Raw genomic sequence first — 15,355 nt, 5'->3', positions numbered from 1 at the left:
CTGGGCCGGTAAGCCGCCGGTATCACTCCGTCGAAAAGCGGACTTCGGTCCGGCCGCGCGGCATCTTGCTGTGCTGGGGCCTGAACATCGACATGGCGTGATTATCCCGCATAATGTCTCCACAAATTTGATCGGATTTGGTGGAGGCATATCAGATGGGGGATAGGATGGCCGACGGAAAATTTGATAAGGTTCTGGACAGCAAAGAGGTTCTGGCCCTGGCCTTTGGCGCGATGATCGGCTGGGGATGGGTGGTTCTTGCCGGAGGCTGGGTCAATTCCGCGGGGGCGCTTGGCGCGATGCTGGCATTCGCCATCGGCGGGGTGGCCGTGGTGCTGATCGGGCTGACCTATGCGGAGCTGGCCGCCGCCATGCCGCTGACGGGGGGCGAACATGTCTATAGTCATCGGGCCTTTGGTATGGGCGGTTCTTTCATTTGCACCTGGGCGATCATTCTTGGCTACATCTCGGTCGTTGCGTTCGAAGCCGTGGCGCTGCCGACCGTGATCGAAGAGCTGTTTCCGAATTACAAGGTCGGTCTGCTGTGGAATGTCGCGGGATGGGACGTCTATTTTTCGTGGGCAATGGTGGGGGTGGTTGGCGCGATCATCATGACCTGGATCAATATCTTGGGCATCAAGTCATCCGCCCTGCTGCAAAAGGTGGTGACTTTGCTGATTATCGTCGTCGGCCTGATGCTGGTCACGGGGGCGCTGTTCAATGGCGACGCCGCGCATATGGAGCCGCTTTTTGCAAACGGTGCCAAAGGCATGCTGGCGGTGCTGATCATGACGCCCTTCATGTTCGTGGGGTTTGACGTGATCCCGCAGGCGGCCGAAGAAATCAATTTGCCGGCCAGAAAGATTGGCCGCATCCTGATCCTTTCGGTCGTGATGGCGGTGGCTTGGTATATCGGCGTTATCCTTGCCGTTTCGTTGGCGCTCTCCGCCGAGGATTCTGCCGCGGCGTCCCTGCCGACCGTCGATGCCATGAGCGTGGTTTTCGGCGGGGCATGGGCGGGCAAGCTGTTGATCCTTGCGGGGATCGGCGGCATCATCACCAGCTGGAATGCCTTTCTTGTCGGGGGCAGCCGCGCGATCTATGCGATGGCGCAAGCAAAAATGCTGCCGGAATTTCTGGGCAGGCTGCATCCGAAATACAAAACCCCCGTCAATGCCATTCTGATGGTTGGTGCGCTGTCATTCATTGCGCCACTGTTTGGCCGCAAGGCGCTGGTCTGGCTGGTCGATGCAGGTGGGTTGGGCATCGTTGTCGCCTATGCCGCGGTCGCCGCATCCTTCCTTGTCCTGCGCAGGAAAGAGCCTGACATGCCGCGCCCGTTCCGTGTCGCCAACGGCAATCTGATCGGCTGGGGCGCGCTGATTTTGGCACTTGGGATCGTCGTGCTTTACATGCCCGGCAGTCCGGCTGCGCTGATCTGGCCCTATGAATGGGCTATTGTGGGCGTTTGGGCGATACTGGGGCTTGGCTTCTATCTATGGAGCCGCGCCAAATATCCCGGAGAATCCGATGCCATGATCCAGCAAGAGCTGAGAGCCGTGCGCACCGAAGTGGCTGGTTGAACCGGCAGCAAAACAAAAAGGGCCAGGGCAATAAGCAGCCCTGACCCTTTGGAATGCATGCGATTGGCTTAATCCTCGGCCTGTTCGGCATGCAATGGGGCAACCACGCCGCGCCGTGCAAGCCACAGGGACAGTGCCAGAAAAGCGGCTGTCAGCGCATAGATGAAAAGTGCAATCGGGCTTTGGACCAGAACGGTGAAGTCACCGCCCGAAATTGACAGCGCACGACGCAGGTTGTTTTCCATGTCCATGCCCAGCAGCAGCCCAAGCACGATCGGCACTAGCGAAAAATCCAACTTGCGCAAGACGTAGCCCAAGATGCCGAAGCCCACCATGATCAGCAGATCAAAGGCCGCATGCGTGATCGCATAAACACCCAGATAGCTGATCGCCACGACCAGCGGCATAAGCCCCCATGCAGGCAGGCCCAGAACGCGGGTGAACATCCCGATCAGCGGCAGGTTCAGGATCAGCAGCGTGAAATTCGCCAGATACAGCGCGGCGACCAGTCCCCAGACCAGATCGGGGCTGCGCTCAAACAGCAATGGTCCCGGCTGGATGTTCAGCGAAATCAGCATGGCCAGCATCACCGCGGTCGTTCCAGACCCCGGCACGCCCAGCGTCAGCATCGGGATCAGGGCACCGCCGCTGGCTGCGTTGTTCCCCGCCTCGGGGGCGGCGACGCCACGCGGATCGCCATGGCCAAAAGTGCCTTTCTTGTCGCTGATGCGCTTCTCGAAGCTATAGGACATCACCGCGCCCAGGGATGCGCCCGCGCCGGGCAAAATGCCCGCGATAAAGCCGATCAGCGACCCTCGCAGCGAGGCGCCAAGTCCTTCCTTCACGCGGGTCAGGCGTGGAAACACGCGCCCCGGCGGGACCATACTGCCGCCATGGGCCTTTTCCTCAAGAAAGAACAGGATTTCGGAAATGGCGAATAACCCGACCAGCGCCACGATGGGATCGAAGCCGTCATACAGATTGAAGCTGCCAAAGGTATAGCGTGCCACGCCCGTTGACGGGTCCAGCCCGACAGTGCCCAGCATCAGGCCCAGCAAGGCAGCCAGCAGGGTCTTGCGCGGGTCCGCGCCGGTAATGCCGCCAATGGTGGCAAATGCCATGACGTAAAGGGCAAAGTAATCGGCAGGCCCGAAATAGATCGCGGCCTTGGCCAGCATGGGTGCGAACAGCGTCAGCCCAATCGTGGCCAGCGTGGCACCAATGAACGAGGCCACCCCGGAAATCGCCAGCGCATCGGCGGCTTGTCCCTGTTTGGCCATTGGATAGCCGTCCAGCGTGGTCATGATCGCCGGTTCATCGCCCGGAATATTCAGCAGGATCGCCGAAATCCGGCCGCCATACATGCAGCCGTAATAGACAGCCGACAACAGGATCAGCGACGATGTCGCATCCAGCCCGAAGGCAAAGGTCAGCGGGATCAGGATGGCGACGCCGTTGACCGGACCAAGGCCGGGCAGGGCGCCGATCAGCGTGCCGGCAAAGCAGCCGACAACGATCAGCAGAAGGTTGATCGGCAGCGCGGCGACGGCAAAACCGTCCCAAAGAAGCGAAAGGGTTTCCATGTCAGCTAATCCATGTTCCCAGAAGCGGCAGCGGCAGGCCCATCAGCCGGTCAAACAGCAGGTAGAGGCCCGGTGCCGCCACGACCGCGACCAACAGGCCGGGCAAAGGCGGCGCACCCATCAGCAGGCCAAGACCCAAGACGGCGATGAAGGTCATCGGAACAAAGCCGACAGGCTCCAGCAGCAGCGCATAGGCCAGCAGGATCGCAACGGCGACCCCCTGCCGCATCAACCCGGCAGGTCCGGCCCATGTCGCGTTGTGACGGGGCCAGATGACCAGCGACAGGCTTAGCAGGATCGCCGGAATTCCGATGATGCGCGGAAAGATTGCCGGTCCCAACGGATCCCCGAAGCTGGTTGTGTATCCCGCCGACAACCAGACATAGCCGGTCGCCAGCAGGAAAAAGGCAAATCCTGCCAGCCGGTCGCTCACTGAATGACCCCGATCTGACGCGAGATTTCGGCCATCTGTTCATTCTGCTCGGCCACATATGCACTAAATTCCTCGCCACCGCGCCAGATGGGTTCCAGACCACTGGCCTTGGCCGTCTCTTGCCAACCCTCGCTGTTATAAAGCTTTTGCAGACGATCGACCCAGGCGGCGTAATCTTCGTCACTGACGCCGCCCCCGGTATAGAAGCCGCGCCAGTTATAGCCGGTCACGTCATAGCCTTGCGATTTTGCCGTCGGCAGGTCGGGAAAGGCCGAGATCGGCTCATCCGACAGCACCGCCAAAACCCGGATGTCGCCGGATTCGACAAAACCCTTGATCTCGCCCAGATCGGTTGAAACCACGCCAACCTGACCGCCCATCATCTGCGTCACCGCCGGACCGCCGCCATCGAACTGCACCCAACGGATGGATCCGATATCCTCGATCCCTGCGGCCTGCGCCAGCATCATCAGGCGGATATGATCCCACCCACCTGCGCCCGTCGATCCTGCCGTCACGACCGAGGCAGGGTCGCCTTTCATTGCACCCATCAGATCATCCAGCGACTGATAGGGGCTGTCGTCGTCAACGGCGATAACGCCGACATCGGCACCCAGCATGGCCAGCCAGCGCATCGTTTCAACGCCTGCCGGGTATTTGCCCTGCGCAATCTGTGTGACGCCAACGGTCGAGGTCGCGACCAGCAATTCGGGATCGTTGGCACGCTTGCTGGCGACATTGGCAAAGGCCACGGCACCAACGCCGCCGGGCATGTTCGTGACCTGAACATTGCCATCGACCAACCCTTCTGCGGACAGAAGGCGCCCCACCTCACGGCAGGTGAAATCCCATCCACCCCCAGGATCTGCCGGCGCAATACATTCCGCTGCCGTGGCGGGCATCGCAAACAGCAATCCAACGGCCAGCCCTGCCGCATATGCGGTATTCAGTTTCAAGATCATCATTCTCCTCCCTAAGTGATGATGTTTCTTATTCTTAAACGACCCCGCGTTTTCCGACGAAGCGCCTGGCGTTTTCGATCGCCTCAAGCGCCTCCGTGCGGACAGAAGCAGAATGGGTCAGCGCGGCGCGGGCTGCCCCCTCACCATCGCCTGCGTCGATGAGGCTTAGAATTTCGCTGTGTTCGCCATGGGTCACGCGCCGTGCAGCAGGTGATGCAAATGTCAGCCAGCGCGCCCGCAGCGCCCGCAGTGTCACGTCCTGCATCGCCGCGACGATACAGCGATTGCCCGACAGCGCAGCGCAGCGAACGTGGAAGTCCAGCCCCATTTCCAGCCAGCGTTCGGGCGTGAATTCATCATGGCTGAAATCGATGCTTTGGCGGATTGCAGCAATTTCGTTGGGTGTTGCCAGCTTGGCGGCCATCCGCATCGCTTCCGGTTCGACAATGTCGCGAAAGTCAAAGGCCTCTTGGATTTCGGCGATATCGAACGGCGCAATCGCATAGCTGCGGCCGTCGCGAATAACCAACCCGTCGCGCATCAGATGAAACAGCGCCTCGCGGATCGGGGTGCGGGAAACCTGAAACTGCTGCTCAAGCGCGCGTTCGCTGACCGGTTCGCCGGGAACCAGTTCCAGCGACAGGATCGCGAAACGCAGCCGGGATAGAATATCCCGATCATCGCTTTGATCCGCCTGTGTTGTGGTCATTGACGCCTCCCAGATCATTGGTATACCAATTCGGCATTCAGTTGCAACGCCGTTTATCACCAAGGGGGAGGGTGGAATGGTTGGCAGGATCGCGGGGTTTCCCGACAACGCCGTCATCACAGAAGTTGGACCACGGGACGGGCTGCAGTCCGAGCCGGCCTTTGTGCCGACCGCGCAGAAAATCCAACTGATCCAGTCACTGTTGGATGCGGGGCTGCGGCGTTTCGAAATCACCTCATTCGTGTCACCCCGTGCCGTTCCACAGATGCAGGACGCGGTTGAGGTGATCGCCGCATTTCGGGATCGTTCCGACGCGCATCTGACAGCCTTGGTGCCGAATATGCGTGGGGCCGAAGCTGCGATAGAGGCGGGGGTGGATGCCATGGTGCTGTTCGCTTCGGCCTCGGAAAGTCACAATCTGAAGAATGTGAATCGCACCCGGTCAGAATCGTTTCAGGGCTTTGCCCAGATTGCAAAACGTGCCGAAGGAACCGGCGTCGCGCTGCAAGGTGCCATTGCCACCGCCTTTGGCTGCCCGTTCGAGGGCGAGGTTGCCCTGAAAGCCGTCGTCGATCAGGCCAAGGCGTATCGCGATCTTGGCATGGATTACATCACGCTGGGCGACACGACCGGTATGGCAACACCAATGCTGGTGATCCAGCGGGTGCAAGCCTTGGCCGAAGCCGTCCCGACGGTCGATATCGCGCTGCATTTCCACAATACGCGTGGGGTTGGGCTGGCTTGCGCCTATGCCGGACTGTCGCAGGGGATCACGCATTACGAATCCAGCATCGGTGGGCTTGGCGGCTGCCCATTTGTGCCGCGCGCGACCGGCAACGTCGCGACCGAAGACCTTGCCTATCTGTTTGCCGAATCCGGTGTTCAGACGGGGACCGATCTGGGCAGGCTGATCGAGGCTGCGCAACTGGCCGAACGGATCATCGGGCGTGAACTGCCCGGTCAGATCATGAAGGCCGGGCCGCGTCTGCAAACGGCATCCATGGACAGCGTAAGGACCGCCAATGGTTGAGATGAATAAGGGCCCGCTGGACGGGCTGCGCGTCATTGACCTGACCCGCGTGCTGTCAGGTCCGTTTTGCACCATGATCCTTGGCGATCTGGGCGCGGATATCATCAAGATCGAACCGCCCAAGGGCGATCCGGTTCGTGCGCAGGGCACGATGACTGACGGGCACTCGGGCTATTTCGCGGGGTTCAACCGCAACAAGCGATCCGTCGTGCTGAATCTTTATAGCGATGCGGGCAAATCGGTTCTGCGCCGGATGCTGGCCGATGCCGATGTGCTGGTCGAGAATTTTCGCCCCGGCACGTTGGACAAGCTGGGGCTGACCGAAGCGGCATTGAAGGATATGAACCCCCGGCTGATCGTCGCCAGCATCAATGGCTATGGCAGCACCGGCCCCTATGTCGATCGCCCGGCCTTCGATTTCATTGCCCAGGCGATGAGCGGTTTCATGGGCGTGAACGGCGAAGCTGATGGCCCGCCGATGCGCGCAGCCCCGCCAATCAGCGATCTGGTTGCGGGCATCTACGCAGCGGTCGGTATCCTGGGCGCGGTCATCGGACGCGAGAAAACGGGGCAGGGCCAGACGGTCGAGGTGGCGATGGTCAATGGCCTGCTCAGCCTGATGGCCTATATCTCATCCGAATATTTCGCGACGCAAAAGGTTCCGCAGCGGACCGGGAACGATCATCCGCTGGTCTATCCTTACGGATTGTTCCGCTGCGCTGATGGGCAGATTGCCGTGGCGAATTCGCATGATCAGATTTTGCAGCGGTTCCTGGATACGCTTGATCTTGGCTGGGTGATGGCCGATCCGCGATATGACACCAATTCAAAGCGAATGGCGGCGCGAGAGGAACTGCGTGAGCTGATTGACAGCCGCATGGCAGGCAAAAGCCGCGATCATTGGCTGCAGGCATTGAACACAGCGGGGGTTCCCTGCGGGATCGTTCAGGATCTGTCACAGGTCGTCGCCGATCCGCAAATCGCGGCACAGGACATGGTGATCGAGACGCCATGGCAGGATGGTCCATCGCTGCGCGTTCTGGGCTTTCCGATCAAGCTGGGGGCCACGCCCTGCACCATTCGCAAGCCGGTGCCCAAACTTGGCGGTAATACCGGAAATGTTTTGGCCGAATTGGGCTATACACCTGATGAAATCGCGAAGCTTGCAGAAGGCGGAACGGTCGTTCTTGGTTGAGGGGGTGATATCCAGAGATCAATTCAACGGCGAAGCTAAAGATGGCTGTTCCAACTGGCAATGCGTTGCTTGGGGGGTGATCGCCGGGCCGTGTGCATGCCGTTGTGCATCAGGATCACAAAGGGCATGATCAAACCATCATTCGGCCCTTTGCGGGGCAAAAACCAAGCTGAAAGGGATTCCATGACTACGCTTTATTATGCGACCGGTGCCTGCTCTTTGGCACACCATATCGTTCTGGAATGGATCGGCGCGCCTTATGAAACGGTCAAGGTTCAGTTCGGATCAAAGGAACTGCTGGCCGTAAATCCTTCGGGTGCGGTGCCGACATTGCAGGAAGATGATGGCTGGCTTCTGACGCAAGCGGGGGCGATCATCGACTACCTGGCGCATAAGCATCCCGAAGCCGGGCTGACGGGCGGCGATTCCCTGCGTGAAAGGGCCGAGGCGCATCGCTGGTCGGCGTTTCTGACCAGCGACATGCACGCGGCTTTTTGGCCGGTCTTCACGCCCGCCCGCTACACGACGGACCCAAGCGATGACGCCAAAAAAGCCGTGGTCGCTGCGGGGCTGAAGCTGGTCCAGAAGCAGATGACGGTTCTGAACGATCATCTTGAGGGGCGCGATTGGATATTGGGTGACGGGCGTGGCCTGCGGTCTGTGATTGACGCCTATGCATTTCCGATGATCCGTTGGGGCATCAAGATGCTGCCGAACGGTATTGCGGATTATCCGAACGTGCAGGCATTGTATGATCGGCTTGCGGCGGATCCCGCAGTGCAGCGGGTCATCGCACGTGAAACCGGGAAATAATTCCAACTTTATCGCCAAGTCGTGACTGTTCGTTTTCGTCGAATACGGTATTTTGTGATATCGGACTGAAAATGAACTGTCTCTACCGCTTCATGGGCGGTAAGGTGCAATCTGCAATTTTTGTTTTTGTGGAAGAGGTTAGAATATGGCCGAGCTGACGATTGCCAAAGAAGATGGCGCCCTTCGCGGCCGCTATGTCGCCCGCATCGACGGGATTGATGCCGAAGGGGAAATCACTTTCACGCATCGTGGGCCGGGGGTGATCAGCGCGGATCACACGGGCGTCCCGGATGCGATGGGCGGACAGGGCGTTGCAAAGGCATTGTTGAATTACATGCTGGAAGACGCGCGCCAGAACGGTTTTCGCATTATTCCGCTGTGCCCCTATGTGCGCGGGCAATATGCAAGACATGCAGAATGGTCTGACTTGTTCACCACCAAACCAGGCGAAGATCCCTGACACAGAAGCCGGTGTTGACGGCATTGATATTAAATCATTTTGACGGGGCGCAAGGAAGTTGCGCCCCGTCTTGTTCGTATCTGCGCAACGCTTTGACCTTCAGGCCAACAGCGCCGCTGCTTCGGCTGGTCCAAGCGCGGCCGGGCGTTCGCAGGTTGTGCTAATTTCGAGGAATTGCCCGATTTCGCCTGATTTCAGGATCGAGGTCATGACATCCACGACGTGCAGTGCGAAGTCGTTGTTGCAGCGATGCGGACGCCCCTCGATGATGGCAAGCGCCATGTCGGCCAGACCGGCCGCGCGATAATTGGCACGGCCATTGTCGTTATCCTTCAGGAAAGGATGGTCCCAATCGACGCCGATGGTGGCAAAGCTACCGCGTCGGGTCATCCGCAACTCTCCGCCAAAGAAGTTGGGATCGGGAACATACAGCGTGCCTTCGCGGCCATAAAGCTCGATATTGTTATGGGCTTGGTGCCAGACGTCCCAACTGGTGATATAGGCAATTTGCGCGCCAGATGCGAATTCCAGAATGGCGTGGAATGTCGTCGGCGTTTCGACGGGGATCACCTCTCCGTTCCGGGGCAGCGATGTGATGATGCGGGTTGGGCTGGCCATGCCGCTGATCGCGGCCACGCGGCGCACCGGGCCAAGTAGCTGCACCATTTCAGAGATATAGTAGGGGCCAAGATCCAACACCGGCCCGCCCCCCGCCTGGAAGAAGAAATCGGGGTTGGGGTGCCACATTTCCATCCCCGGACTTTGCACAAAACACGTCCCCGAGGTGATTTGTCCCACTGCGCCTTCATCAATCAGATGCCGGGCAAGCTGGTGGCTGCCGCCAAGGAATGTGTCAGGCGCCGATCCAATCCTCAGGCCTTTTGCGGCGGCGATCCGGTCCAGATCCTGTCCTTCCTCCAGCGACAGCACGAAGGGTTTTTCGGAATAGACGTGCTTGCCCGCGTCCAGAATGCGCTTTGACACCTCGTAATGCGCAGCCGGAATGGTCAGGTTGACGACGATATCGATGTCATCAGCGGCCAACAGCCCATCCACGGTTTCAGCCCGCAGCCCAAATTCTGCGGCGCGGGCCTTTGCGGCATCTTCGTTCAGATCGGCCACCGCGCGCATCTCGATGCCTTTGAACATGGGCGCAAGTCGCATATAGGCGGCCGAGATGTTACCGGCACCGATCACGCCGACCCCTAAGGTCCTGATCATATTTGCGATCCTTTTCAGAAGCTGCGGATGCTGGCGATGCTTTGACGCGCAAAGCGATCAACATCGGACGGATTGTCATGTTCGACCACGAACAGGTCGCAACCCGCCTTGCGCAGCGCGGCCATCAGCTCGGCCCATGGAAGCGTGCCATGACCGACATCCGCCCAGCCGTCCTGATCCAGATTGTCGCCATCGGGGGCAATATCCTTGACATGGGCGGCGGTGATGCGGTCGCCATGACGCGCGATCCAGTCCATCGGATCGGCCCCGCCACGGACGATCCAGGCAATGTCAGCCTCCCATCCGATATCGGGGGCGTTGTCCAGGATGATCTGCATGGGGATGCCGCCGTCCTCCAGCACTTCAAATTCGAAATCGTGGTTGTGCCAGCCAAAGGGATAGCCGGCGGCGCGGACGTTTTCGCCCACGACCGCCAGGCGCTGCGCGAAATCAGCCCAGCCTGCGCTGTCGGTCGGGCGTTGGTCGGGCATCAGATAGGGGCAATAGATCCGTTTCATCCCCAAGGTTTTGGCGATGCTCAGCGCGGTGGGCAGATCGTTTTCCAGCATGTCTATGGAAAAATGCCCGGACGCCATGCTTAGCCCGACCGCATCCAGATTTGCCCGGAACCCGGCGGGGTCTTCATAGACACCGCCAAAGCCTTCGACCTGCGTATAGCCCAGATCAGCCAGTTTGCGCACCACATCTTCCCATGGGGTAAAGTTGCGGGCCGAATAAAGCTGGAAGGAAATATCCATCATGTCATTCCTTTAAGATGCGTGTTGATTGGTTGGGTCGGGCTACAGGCGTTCTTCGCTATCCTTGTCGAAGATCGAGGCCCTTGCCGGATTGAAGCCGATTTGAATCTGGTCACCGATTGCGGGCTTGGACCGCCCGTCCATGCGCACCCATATCAGCCGGTCGCCCACGCGCAGTCGGACCAGCGTGTCAGAGCCAAGCGGCTCGACCAGATCGGCGGTGCCGCTTAGGCGGACCGGGCGCGTCTCGGCCTCGGCACCGGTCAGGATATGTTCCGGGCGGATGCCAAACCACGCCGGGCCGTGCTTGCGGCCATTCGCGAAGTCATAACCATCGACGGTGAAGTTGATATCCTTGGCGGTGAAGCCGCTTTCGTCCAGATGCCCGTCGAAGAAGTTCATCGAGGGTGAGCCGATGAATTCCGCCACATATTTGTTCGCGGGGCGGGTATAGATTTCGTCCGGCGTTCCCAGTTGCAGGATCAGACCGCCGCGCATGATGGCGATACGGTCGGCCAGCGTCATCGCCTCGATCTGGTCATGGGTGACGTAGATCATGGTATTGTCCAACGTCTGATGCAGCTGCTTGATCTCGACCCGCAGATCGGCACGCAGTTTGGCGTCAAGGTTGGACAGGGGTTCGTCGAACAGAAATACGTCCACATCACGGACCAGCGCGCGACCAATGGCAACGCGCTGTCGCTGGCCGCCGGACAAGGCGGCGGGTTTGCGGTTCAACAGCGGCTCTATCTGCAGGATCTTGGCGGCGCGTGCCACGCGCTGGGCGATCTCGGTCTTGGGGACGCCTGCATTTTTCAGGCCAAAGGTCAGGTTCCCTTCGACCGTCATTTGCGGATAAAGCGCATAGCTTTGAAACACCATGCCGATGCCGCGCTTGCTGGGTTCTTCCCATGTCACGTTGCGCCCGCCGATGAAGATCTGGCCGTCGGTGATGTCCAGCAAACCGGCGATGCAATTCAGCAGCGTGGATTTGCCACAACCGGACGATCCCAGAAGCACCAGAAATTCACCCTGACCAATATCCAGGTTCAGGTCTTTCAGCACACTTACCGCGCCAAAGCTAAGGTCCAGATTGCGGATTGAAATGCTTGGTTCCATTTTGCCCTTCCCTCAGCCCTTGACCGCGCCGGCGGCGATGCCGCGCACGAACAACTTGCCCGAGATGAAATAGATGATCAGCGGCACCAGCCCGGTCAGCAGGGTGGCGGCCATGTTGACGTTGTATTCCTTGACGCCTTGAACCGAGTTGACGATATTGTTCAGCTGCACCGTCATGGGATAGTTTTCAGGCCGGGTGTAGACGACGCCGAACAGGAAGTCGTTCCAGATGCCCGTCACCTGCAGGATCATCGCCACGACAAAGATCGGTAGCGACATAGGCAGCATGATGCGGAAATAGATGCCCCAGAAACCCGCGCCATCCACGCGGGCGGCCTTGAACAATTCCTCGGGGACCGAGCTGAAATAGTTGCGAAACAGCAGCGTCAGGATGGGCATGCCAAAGATCGTATGCACGATGATCAGCCCGGTCAGCGATCCATAAAGACCCGCCTCGCGCAGCAGGATCACAATGGGATAAAGCATCACCTGATAGGGAATGAAGGCGCCGATGATCAGGATGGTGAAAAAGATGTTGGCGCCCTTGAAGCGCCAGTTCGCCAGCGCATAGCCATTCAGCGAGGCGATGGCGATCGAGAGAAAGACGGATGGCACCGTGATCTGAACCGAATTCCAGAAGCCGCGTGAAAGGCCATCACAGTTCAGGCCCGTGCAGGCCTCGGCCCATGCTTTGACCCATGGCTGGAACGTGATCTCGACCGGGGGGGCAAAGATGTTGCCCATGCGGATTTCCGGCATGCCCTTCAGTGATGTGACGACCATCACGTAAAGCGGCAGCAGATAATACAGCGCCACCACGATCAGCGTGCCATAGATCATGATGTTGCGCCCTGACAGCGCGCGGGTTGGTTTGCGGCCACGCGGGCCATCGATGATGCGGGGGGCCGGATTGGTTGTCACGTCAGCCACGGCGCTTTCCTCCGAATTCCAGATAAGCCCAGGGGATCAGGATGATGATGACGCTGACCAGCATCATGGTCGAGGCGGCAAACCCCTGACCCAGGTTCTGCGCCTGAAACATCATGTCATAGACGTATTTCGCCGGAACCTCGGTCGCGATGCCGGGCCCGCCGCCGGTTTGTGCCACGACCAGATCATACAACTTGACGATGCCCGCCGTGATGATGACCAGTGTGGTGATGAAAACCGGGCGCATCATCGGGATAACGATGAACAGATAGGTTTTCCATGCCGGTATTCCGTCGACCCGCGCGGCTTTCCATATGTCTTCGTCAATACCTCGCAGACCTGCCAGCATCAGACACATGACCAGCCCCGTGCCCTGCCAAAGCCCGGCAAAAAGGATGCCGTAAATCGCAAGATCGGCGTCATAAAGCGGGTCAAAGGTAAAGCTTTCAAAACCGATGCCGCGAATGACATTTTGCACCCCGAAATCGGGGTTCAACAGCCATTGCCAGACCAGTCCGGTCACGATGAAAGACAAGGCGAAGGGATACAGGAAGATTGTTCGAAACACATCCTCGAACCTGATTTTCTGATCCATCAGCGCGGCCAGAACAAAGCCGATCACCAGACTGAAAATCAGCGACAGAACGCCGTAGATCGCCAGATTTTCAATCGAGACAAGCCAGCGGTTCGTTCCCCACAATCTTTCATACTGATCAAGGCCGACCCATTTTTCGCGCGGGAGCAGTTTCGAGTCGGTGAATGAATAAACGACCGTCCAGATGCTGCCGCCCAAAAACACGACCATTGCGGTCAGCACCATCGGGACAGAGGCGATTTTGGCGTTCATATTGTGAAACAGACGGGAGGGACGGGTAGACATGCGTCAGCCTCGCGGGGTTGTGCCCTGCGCGGGGCAGGGCAGGGTTGCGATATGCCTTTCCTGACGGCTGCCGTCGAAATGGCGGCAGCCGTGCGTTCGTTGTTCGTCAGGTCAATCTGCGTCGGCGATGATTTCCGCGAAGCGCGCCTGTGCGTCTTCGGGCGTCATGTTCATGTCGCTGACAAATTGGATCATCAGATCCTGAATTTGGGTGTTGGTATCCGGGCTGATCAGCTGGTCCGTATCGGCAACGATGTTACCTTTGGCCAGAATATCCAGACCTTGACGCATGCAATCGTTGGCTTCTGCAAGGTCAAGATCTTTGCGAACCGGAAGTGAACCCTTTTTTGCGTTAAAGGCAAGTTGCGCCTCTGATGAGAAAAGGACCGATGCCAGCTCTAGCTGCGCGGCGGATTTCGCATCATCGCTGAGAAGTGGGAAATAGATCGCATCACCGGCCGTTGACAGATAGGGCTGGTCGCCCAATCCGGGCAGGCAGGTGTAATCGGTGCCAGCGACTTGATTTGCCATCTGGAATTCACCTTGCGCCCAATCGCCCATGATCTGGCCACCAGCCTGGCCGGTGATGACAAGATTGGTGGCCTGGTTCCATTCCTGAACATTCGATCCCGCCGCCAGCTTGCGCATTTCGTCGGCGGCCTGCCAGATCGGGATCATGTCGGCACCTGCGGCGACCTCTGAATCCTTCTCGTCATAGACCTTTGTGTAAAGCTCGGGGCCGCCCAGACTAAGCACAAGCACTTTGAACGCGCCTGCCGCCTGCCAAGGCTGCTTGCCCATCGCCAGCGGCACTTTTCCCGCCTCTTGCAACTTGGGCCCAGAGGCCACGAATTCGGCCCAATTCTTTGGAACGGGGATGCCTGCTTCTTCATATGCCTTGTTCGACAGCCACAACCATTGCCATGAGTGGATGTTGACTGGCACACAATAAAGTTCGTCATCCAGCGTGCAGCTTTCCAAAAGGCCGGGCGCCGCGATGGCATTTGCCCAGCCCTCGGCCTCTGCAACTTCGGTGATCGGGCGCATCAGGCCAGCTTCCACCAGCTCTTCGGCCTGACGACCGTGGTTGAACTGCGTCGCAGCCATGGGATCGCCGCCGGTGATACGGCTGATCATGATGGGGCGTGCCGTATTGCCCGAACCGGCAATCGCACCGTCGACCCATTTGTTCCCCGTCGCATCGAATGCCTTGGCAAATTCCGCAACCGCTGCGGCTTCGCCGCCAGAGGTCCACCAATGCGTGATTTCCAGGTCTTCGGCCCACGCGCCACCTGCAATTCCGATTGCGGTGCTTGCAGCCAACATCATACGCATCATTTTCATTCTGTCATTCCCCTCCCCTGACTGGGCGTTCAGACGCCCGATAGTGCAATGCGGCCTCCTCAAACCGCATTGGATCGTCTTCTGGTCACTTTCTCCAATTGGTAGAAAGAGGTTTTATGAAAACGATTACATGCATCTTTGAAGCGAAGGGATTGGTTGTCAAGCGACTTGGTTGACCATAGGCAAACTTGCGTCAGGAACCGTCAATTTCCCCAGAAAAATGCCGTATTGAACCTTTTTAGAAGGGGGTAAAATGAAGGGCGGAGTGATCTCCAAAGCGACGACAGCCAGGATTCATATGAATGCTCGAATCATCGTGCTGGCCTGCGTCCGCT

15 protein-coding genes are annotated in these 15,355 nt (G+C 58.9%); 5 read left to right on the top strand and 10 right to left on the bottom strand.

Annotated elements, in window-relative coordinates; all coding sequences use genetic code 11:
- Nucleotides 1-167 precede the first annotated feature (167 nt).
- Nucleotides 168-1,583: an APC family permease gene (locus H4P12_RS12015; RefSeq protein ID WP_187793892.1), complete on the top strand. Its 1,416-nt coding sequence runs from the start codon at nucleotides 168-170 to the stop codon at nucleotides 1,581-1,583.
- A 68-nt stretch (nucleotides 1,584-1,651) separates the two neighbouring features.
- Here H4P12_RS12015 and H4P12_RS12010 read toward each other — a convergent pair whose 3' ends face one another.
- Genes H4P12_RS12010 through H4P12_RS11995 form a run of 4 tightly spaced genes read right to left on the bottom strand, consistent with a single transcriptional unit; the run spans nucleotide 1,652 to nucleotide 5,270 of the window.
- Nucleotides 1,652-3,166: a tripartite tricarboxylate transporter permease gene (locus H4P12_RS12010; protein ID WP_187793891.1), complete on the bottom strand. Its 1,515-nt coding sequence runs from the start codon at nucleotides 3,164-3,166 to the stop codon at nucleotides 1,652-1,654.
- A gap of 1 nt (nucleotide 3,167) precedes the next feature.
- Entirely contained in the window at nucleotides 3,168-3,599 is a 432-nt protein-coding gene (locus H4P12_RS12005) for a tripartite tricarboxylate transporter TctB family protein (protein WP_187793890.1), read from the bottom strand.
- Complete coding sequence (locus tag H4P12_RS12000) at nucleotides 3,596-4,561, bottom strand: Bug family tripartite tricarboxylate transporter substrate binding protein (RefSeq protein ID WP_246449265.1); 966 nt, start codon at nucleotides 4,559-4,561, stop codon at nucleotides 3,596-3,598. Before H4P12_RS12000 ends, H4P12_RS12005 begins: the two co-directional genes overlap by 4 nt.
- 34 nt (nucleotides 4,562-4,595) lie before the next feature.
- Nucleotides 4,596-5,270 (bottom strand): GntR family transcriptional regulator, encoded by a 675-nt coding sequence (locus H4P12_RS11995; RefSeq protein WP_187793888.1) that lies wholly within the window; start codon nucleotides 5,268-5,270, stop codon nucleotides 4,596-4,598.
- Nucleotides 5,271-5,346: 76 nt separating this feature from the next.
- Between H4P12_RS11995 and H4P12_RS11990 the strand changes: the two genes are divergently transcribed.
- The 4 genes from H4P12_RS11990 to H4P12_RS11975 all read left to right on the top strand — a co-directional run bounded on the left by H4P12_RS11990 (nucleotide 5,347) and on the right by H4P12_RS11975 (nucleotide 8,768).
- A complete protein-coding gene (locus H4P12_RS11990; protein WP_187793887.1) occupies nucleotides 5,347-6,300 on the top strand; it encodes a hydroxymethylglutaryl-CoA lyase in 954 nt (317 codons plus the stop codon).
- Nucleotides 6,293-7,495 carry a CaiB/BaiF CoA transferase family protein gene (locus H4P12_RS11985; protein WP_223115791.1) on the top strand — a complete coding sequence of 401 codons (1,203 nt, stop codon included), beginning with the start codon at nucleotides 6,293-6,295 and terminating at the stop codon, nucleotides 7,493-7,495. The genes H4P12_RS11990 and H4P12_RS11985 overlap by 8 nt, the downstream gene beginning before the upstream one ends.
- Nucleotides 7,496-7,678: 183 nt before the next feature.
- A complete protein-coding gene (locus tag H4P12_RS11980; RefSeq protein ID WP_187793886.1) occupies nucleotides 7,679-8,308 on the top strand; it encodes a glutathione S-transferase family protein in 630 nt (209 codons plus the stop codon).
- A 145-nt stretch (nucleotides 8,309-8,453) separates the two neighbouring features.
- Nucleotides 8,454-8,768, top strand: a complete 315-nt coding sequence (locus tag H4P12_RS11975) for a GNAT family N-acetyltransferase (RefSeq protein WP_187793885.1) — start codon at nucleotides 8,454-8,456, stop codon at nucleotides 8,766-8,768.
- 99 nt (nucleotides 8,769-8,867) lie between these two features.
- Here H4P12_RS11975 and H4P12_RS11970 read toward each other — a convergent pair whose 3' ends face one another.
- From H4P12_RS11970 to H4P12_RS11945, 6 genes are all read right to left on the bottom strand, one after another.
- The gene (locus H4P12_RS11970; protein WP_187793884.1) at nucleotides 8,868-9,989 is read right to left on the bottom strand and encodes a Gfo/Idh/MocA family protein; all 1,122 of its coding nucleotides are present in this window, start codon (nucleotides 9,987-9,989) and stop codon (nucleotides 8,868-8,870) included.
- A 14-nt stretch (nucleotides 9,990-10,003) separates the two neighbouring features.
- A complete protein-coding gene (locus H4P12_RS11965; RefSeq protein WP_246449264.1) occupies nucleotides 10,004-10,750 on the bottom strand; it encodes a sugar phosphate isomerase/epimerase family protein in 747 nt (248 codons plus the stop codon).
- A 39-nt stretch (nucleotides 10,751-10,789) separates the two neighbouring features.
- The gene (locus tag H4P12_RS11960) at nucleotides 10,790-11,866 is read right to left on the bottom strand and encodes an ABC transporter ATP-binding protein (RefSeq protein WP_187793883.1); all 1,077 of its coding nucleotides are present in this window, start codon (nucleotides 11,864-11,866) and stop codon (nucleotides 10,790-10,792) included.
- Between the two features lie 12 nt (nucleotides 11,867-11,878).
- On the bottom strand, nucleotides 11,879-12,796 hold the full coding sequence (locus H4P12_RS11955; RefSeq protein ID WP_343069818.1) for a carbohydrate ABC transporter permease: 918 nt from the start codon (nucleotides 12,794-12,796) through the stop codon (nucleotides 11,879-11,881).
- Nucleotides 12,789-13,676, bottom strand: a complete 888-nt coding sequence (locus H4P12_RS11950; RefSeq protein ID WP_187793882.1) for a carbohydrate ABC transporter permease — start codon at nucleotides 13,674-13,676, stop codon at nucleotides 12,789-12,791. Before H4P12_RS11950 ends, H4P12_RS11955 begins: the two co-directional genes overlap by 8 nt.
- Nucleotides 13,677-13,787: 111 nt before the next feature.
- A complete protein-coding gene (locus H4P12_RS11945) occupies nucleotides 13,788-15,002 on the bottom strand; it encodes an ABC transporter substrate-binding protein (protein WP_246449262.1) in 1,215 nt (404 codons plus the stop codon).
- Between the last annotated feature and the right edge of the window lie 353 nt (nucleotides 15,003-15,355).

It is taken from the genome of Paracoccus amoyensis (assembly GCF_014490725.1).
Classification (GTDB): Bacteria; Pseudomonadota; Alphaproteobacteria; order Rhodobacterales; family Rhodobacteraceae; genus Paracoccus; species Paracoccus amoyensis.
The sequence above is the reverse complement of the archived record's forward strand: the minus strand, read 5'-3'. Positions and strand labels throughout refer to the sequence as shown.

Coding starts and splice junctions, on each gene's coding strand:
- H4P12_RS12015 (WP_187793892.1), top strand. CDS start 168: ATGGCCGACGGAAAATTTGATAAGGTTCTGGACAGCAAAGAGGTTCTG.
- H4P12_RS12010 (WP_187793891.1), bottom strand. CDS start 3,166: ATGGAAACCCTTTCGCTTCTTTGGGACGGTTTTGCCGTCGCCGCGCTG.
- H4P12_RS12000 (WP_246449265.1), bottom strand. CDS start 4,561: ATGATCTTGAAACTGAATACCGCATATGCGGCAGGGCTGGCCGTTGGA.
- H4P12_RS11995 (WP_187793888.1), bottom strand. CDS start 5,270: ATGACCACAACACAGGCGGATCAAAGCGATGATCGGGATATTCTATCC.
- H4P12_RS11990 (WP_187793887.1), top strand. CDS start 5,347: ATGGTTGGCAGGATCGCGGGGTTTCCCGACAACGCCGTCATCACAGAA.
- H4P12_RS11985 (WP_223115791.1), top strand. CDS start 6,293: ATGGTTGAGATGAATAAGGGCCCGCTGGACGGGCTGCGCGTCATTGAC.
- H4P12_RS11980 (WP_187793886.1), top strand. CDS start 7,679: ATGACTACGCTTTATTATGCGACCGGTGCCTGCTCTTTGGCACACCAT.
- H4P12_RS11975 (WP_187793885.1), top strand. CDS start 8,454: ATGGCCGAGCTGACGATTGCCAAAGAAGATGGCGCCCTTCGCGGCCGC.
- H4P12_RS11970 (WP_187793884.1), bottom strand. CDS start 9,989: ATGATCAGGACCTTAGGGGTCGGCGTGATCGGTGCCGGTAACATCTCG.
- H4P12_RS11965 (WP_246449264.1), bottom strand. CDS start 10,750: ATGATGGATATTTCCTTCCAGCTTTATTCGGCCCGCAACTTTACCCCA.
- H4P12_RS11960 (WP_187793883.1), bottom strand. CDS start 11,866: ATGGAACCAAGCATTTCAATCCGCAATCTGGACCTTAGCTTTGGCGCG.
- H4P12_RS11950 (WP_187793882.1), bottom strand. CDS start 13,676: ATGTCTACCCGTCCCTCCCGTCTGTTTCACAATATGAACGCCAAAATC.
- H4P12_RS11945 (WP_246449262.1), bottom strand. CDS start 15,002: ATGTTGGCTGCAAGCACCGCAATCGGAATTGCAGGTGGCGCGTGGGCC.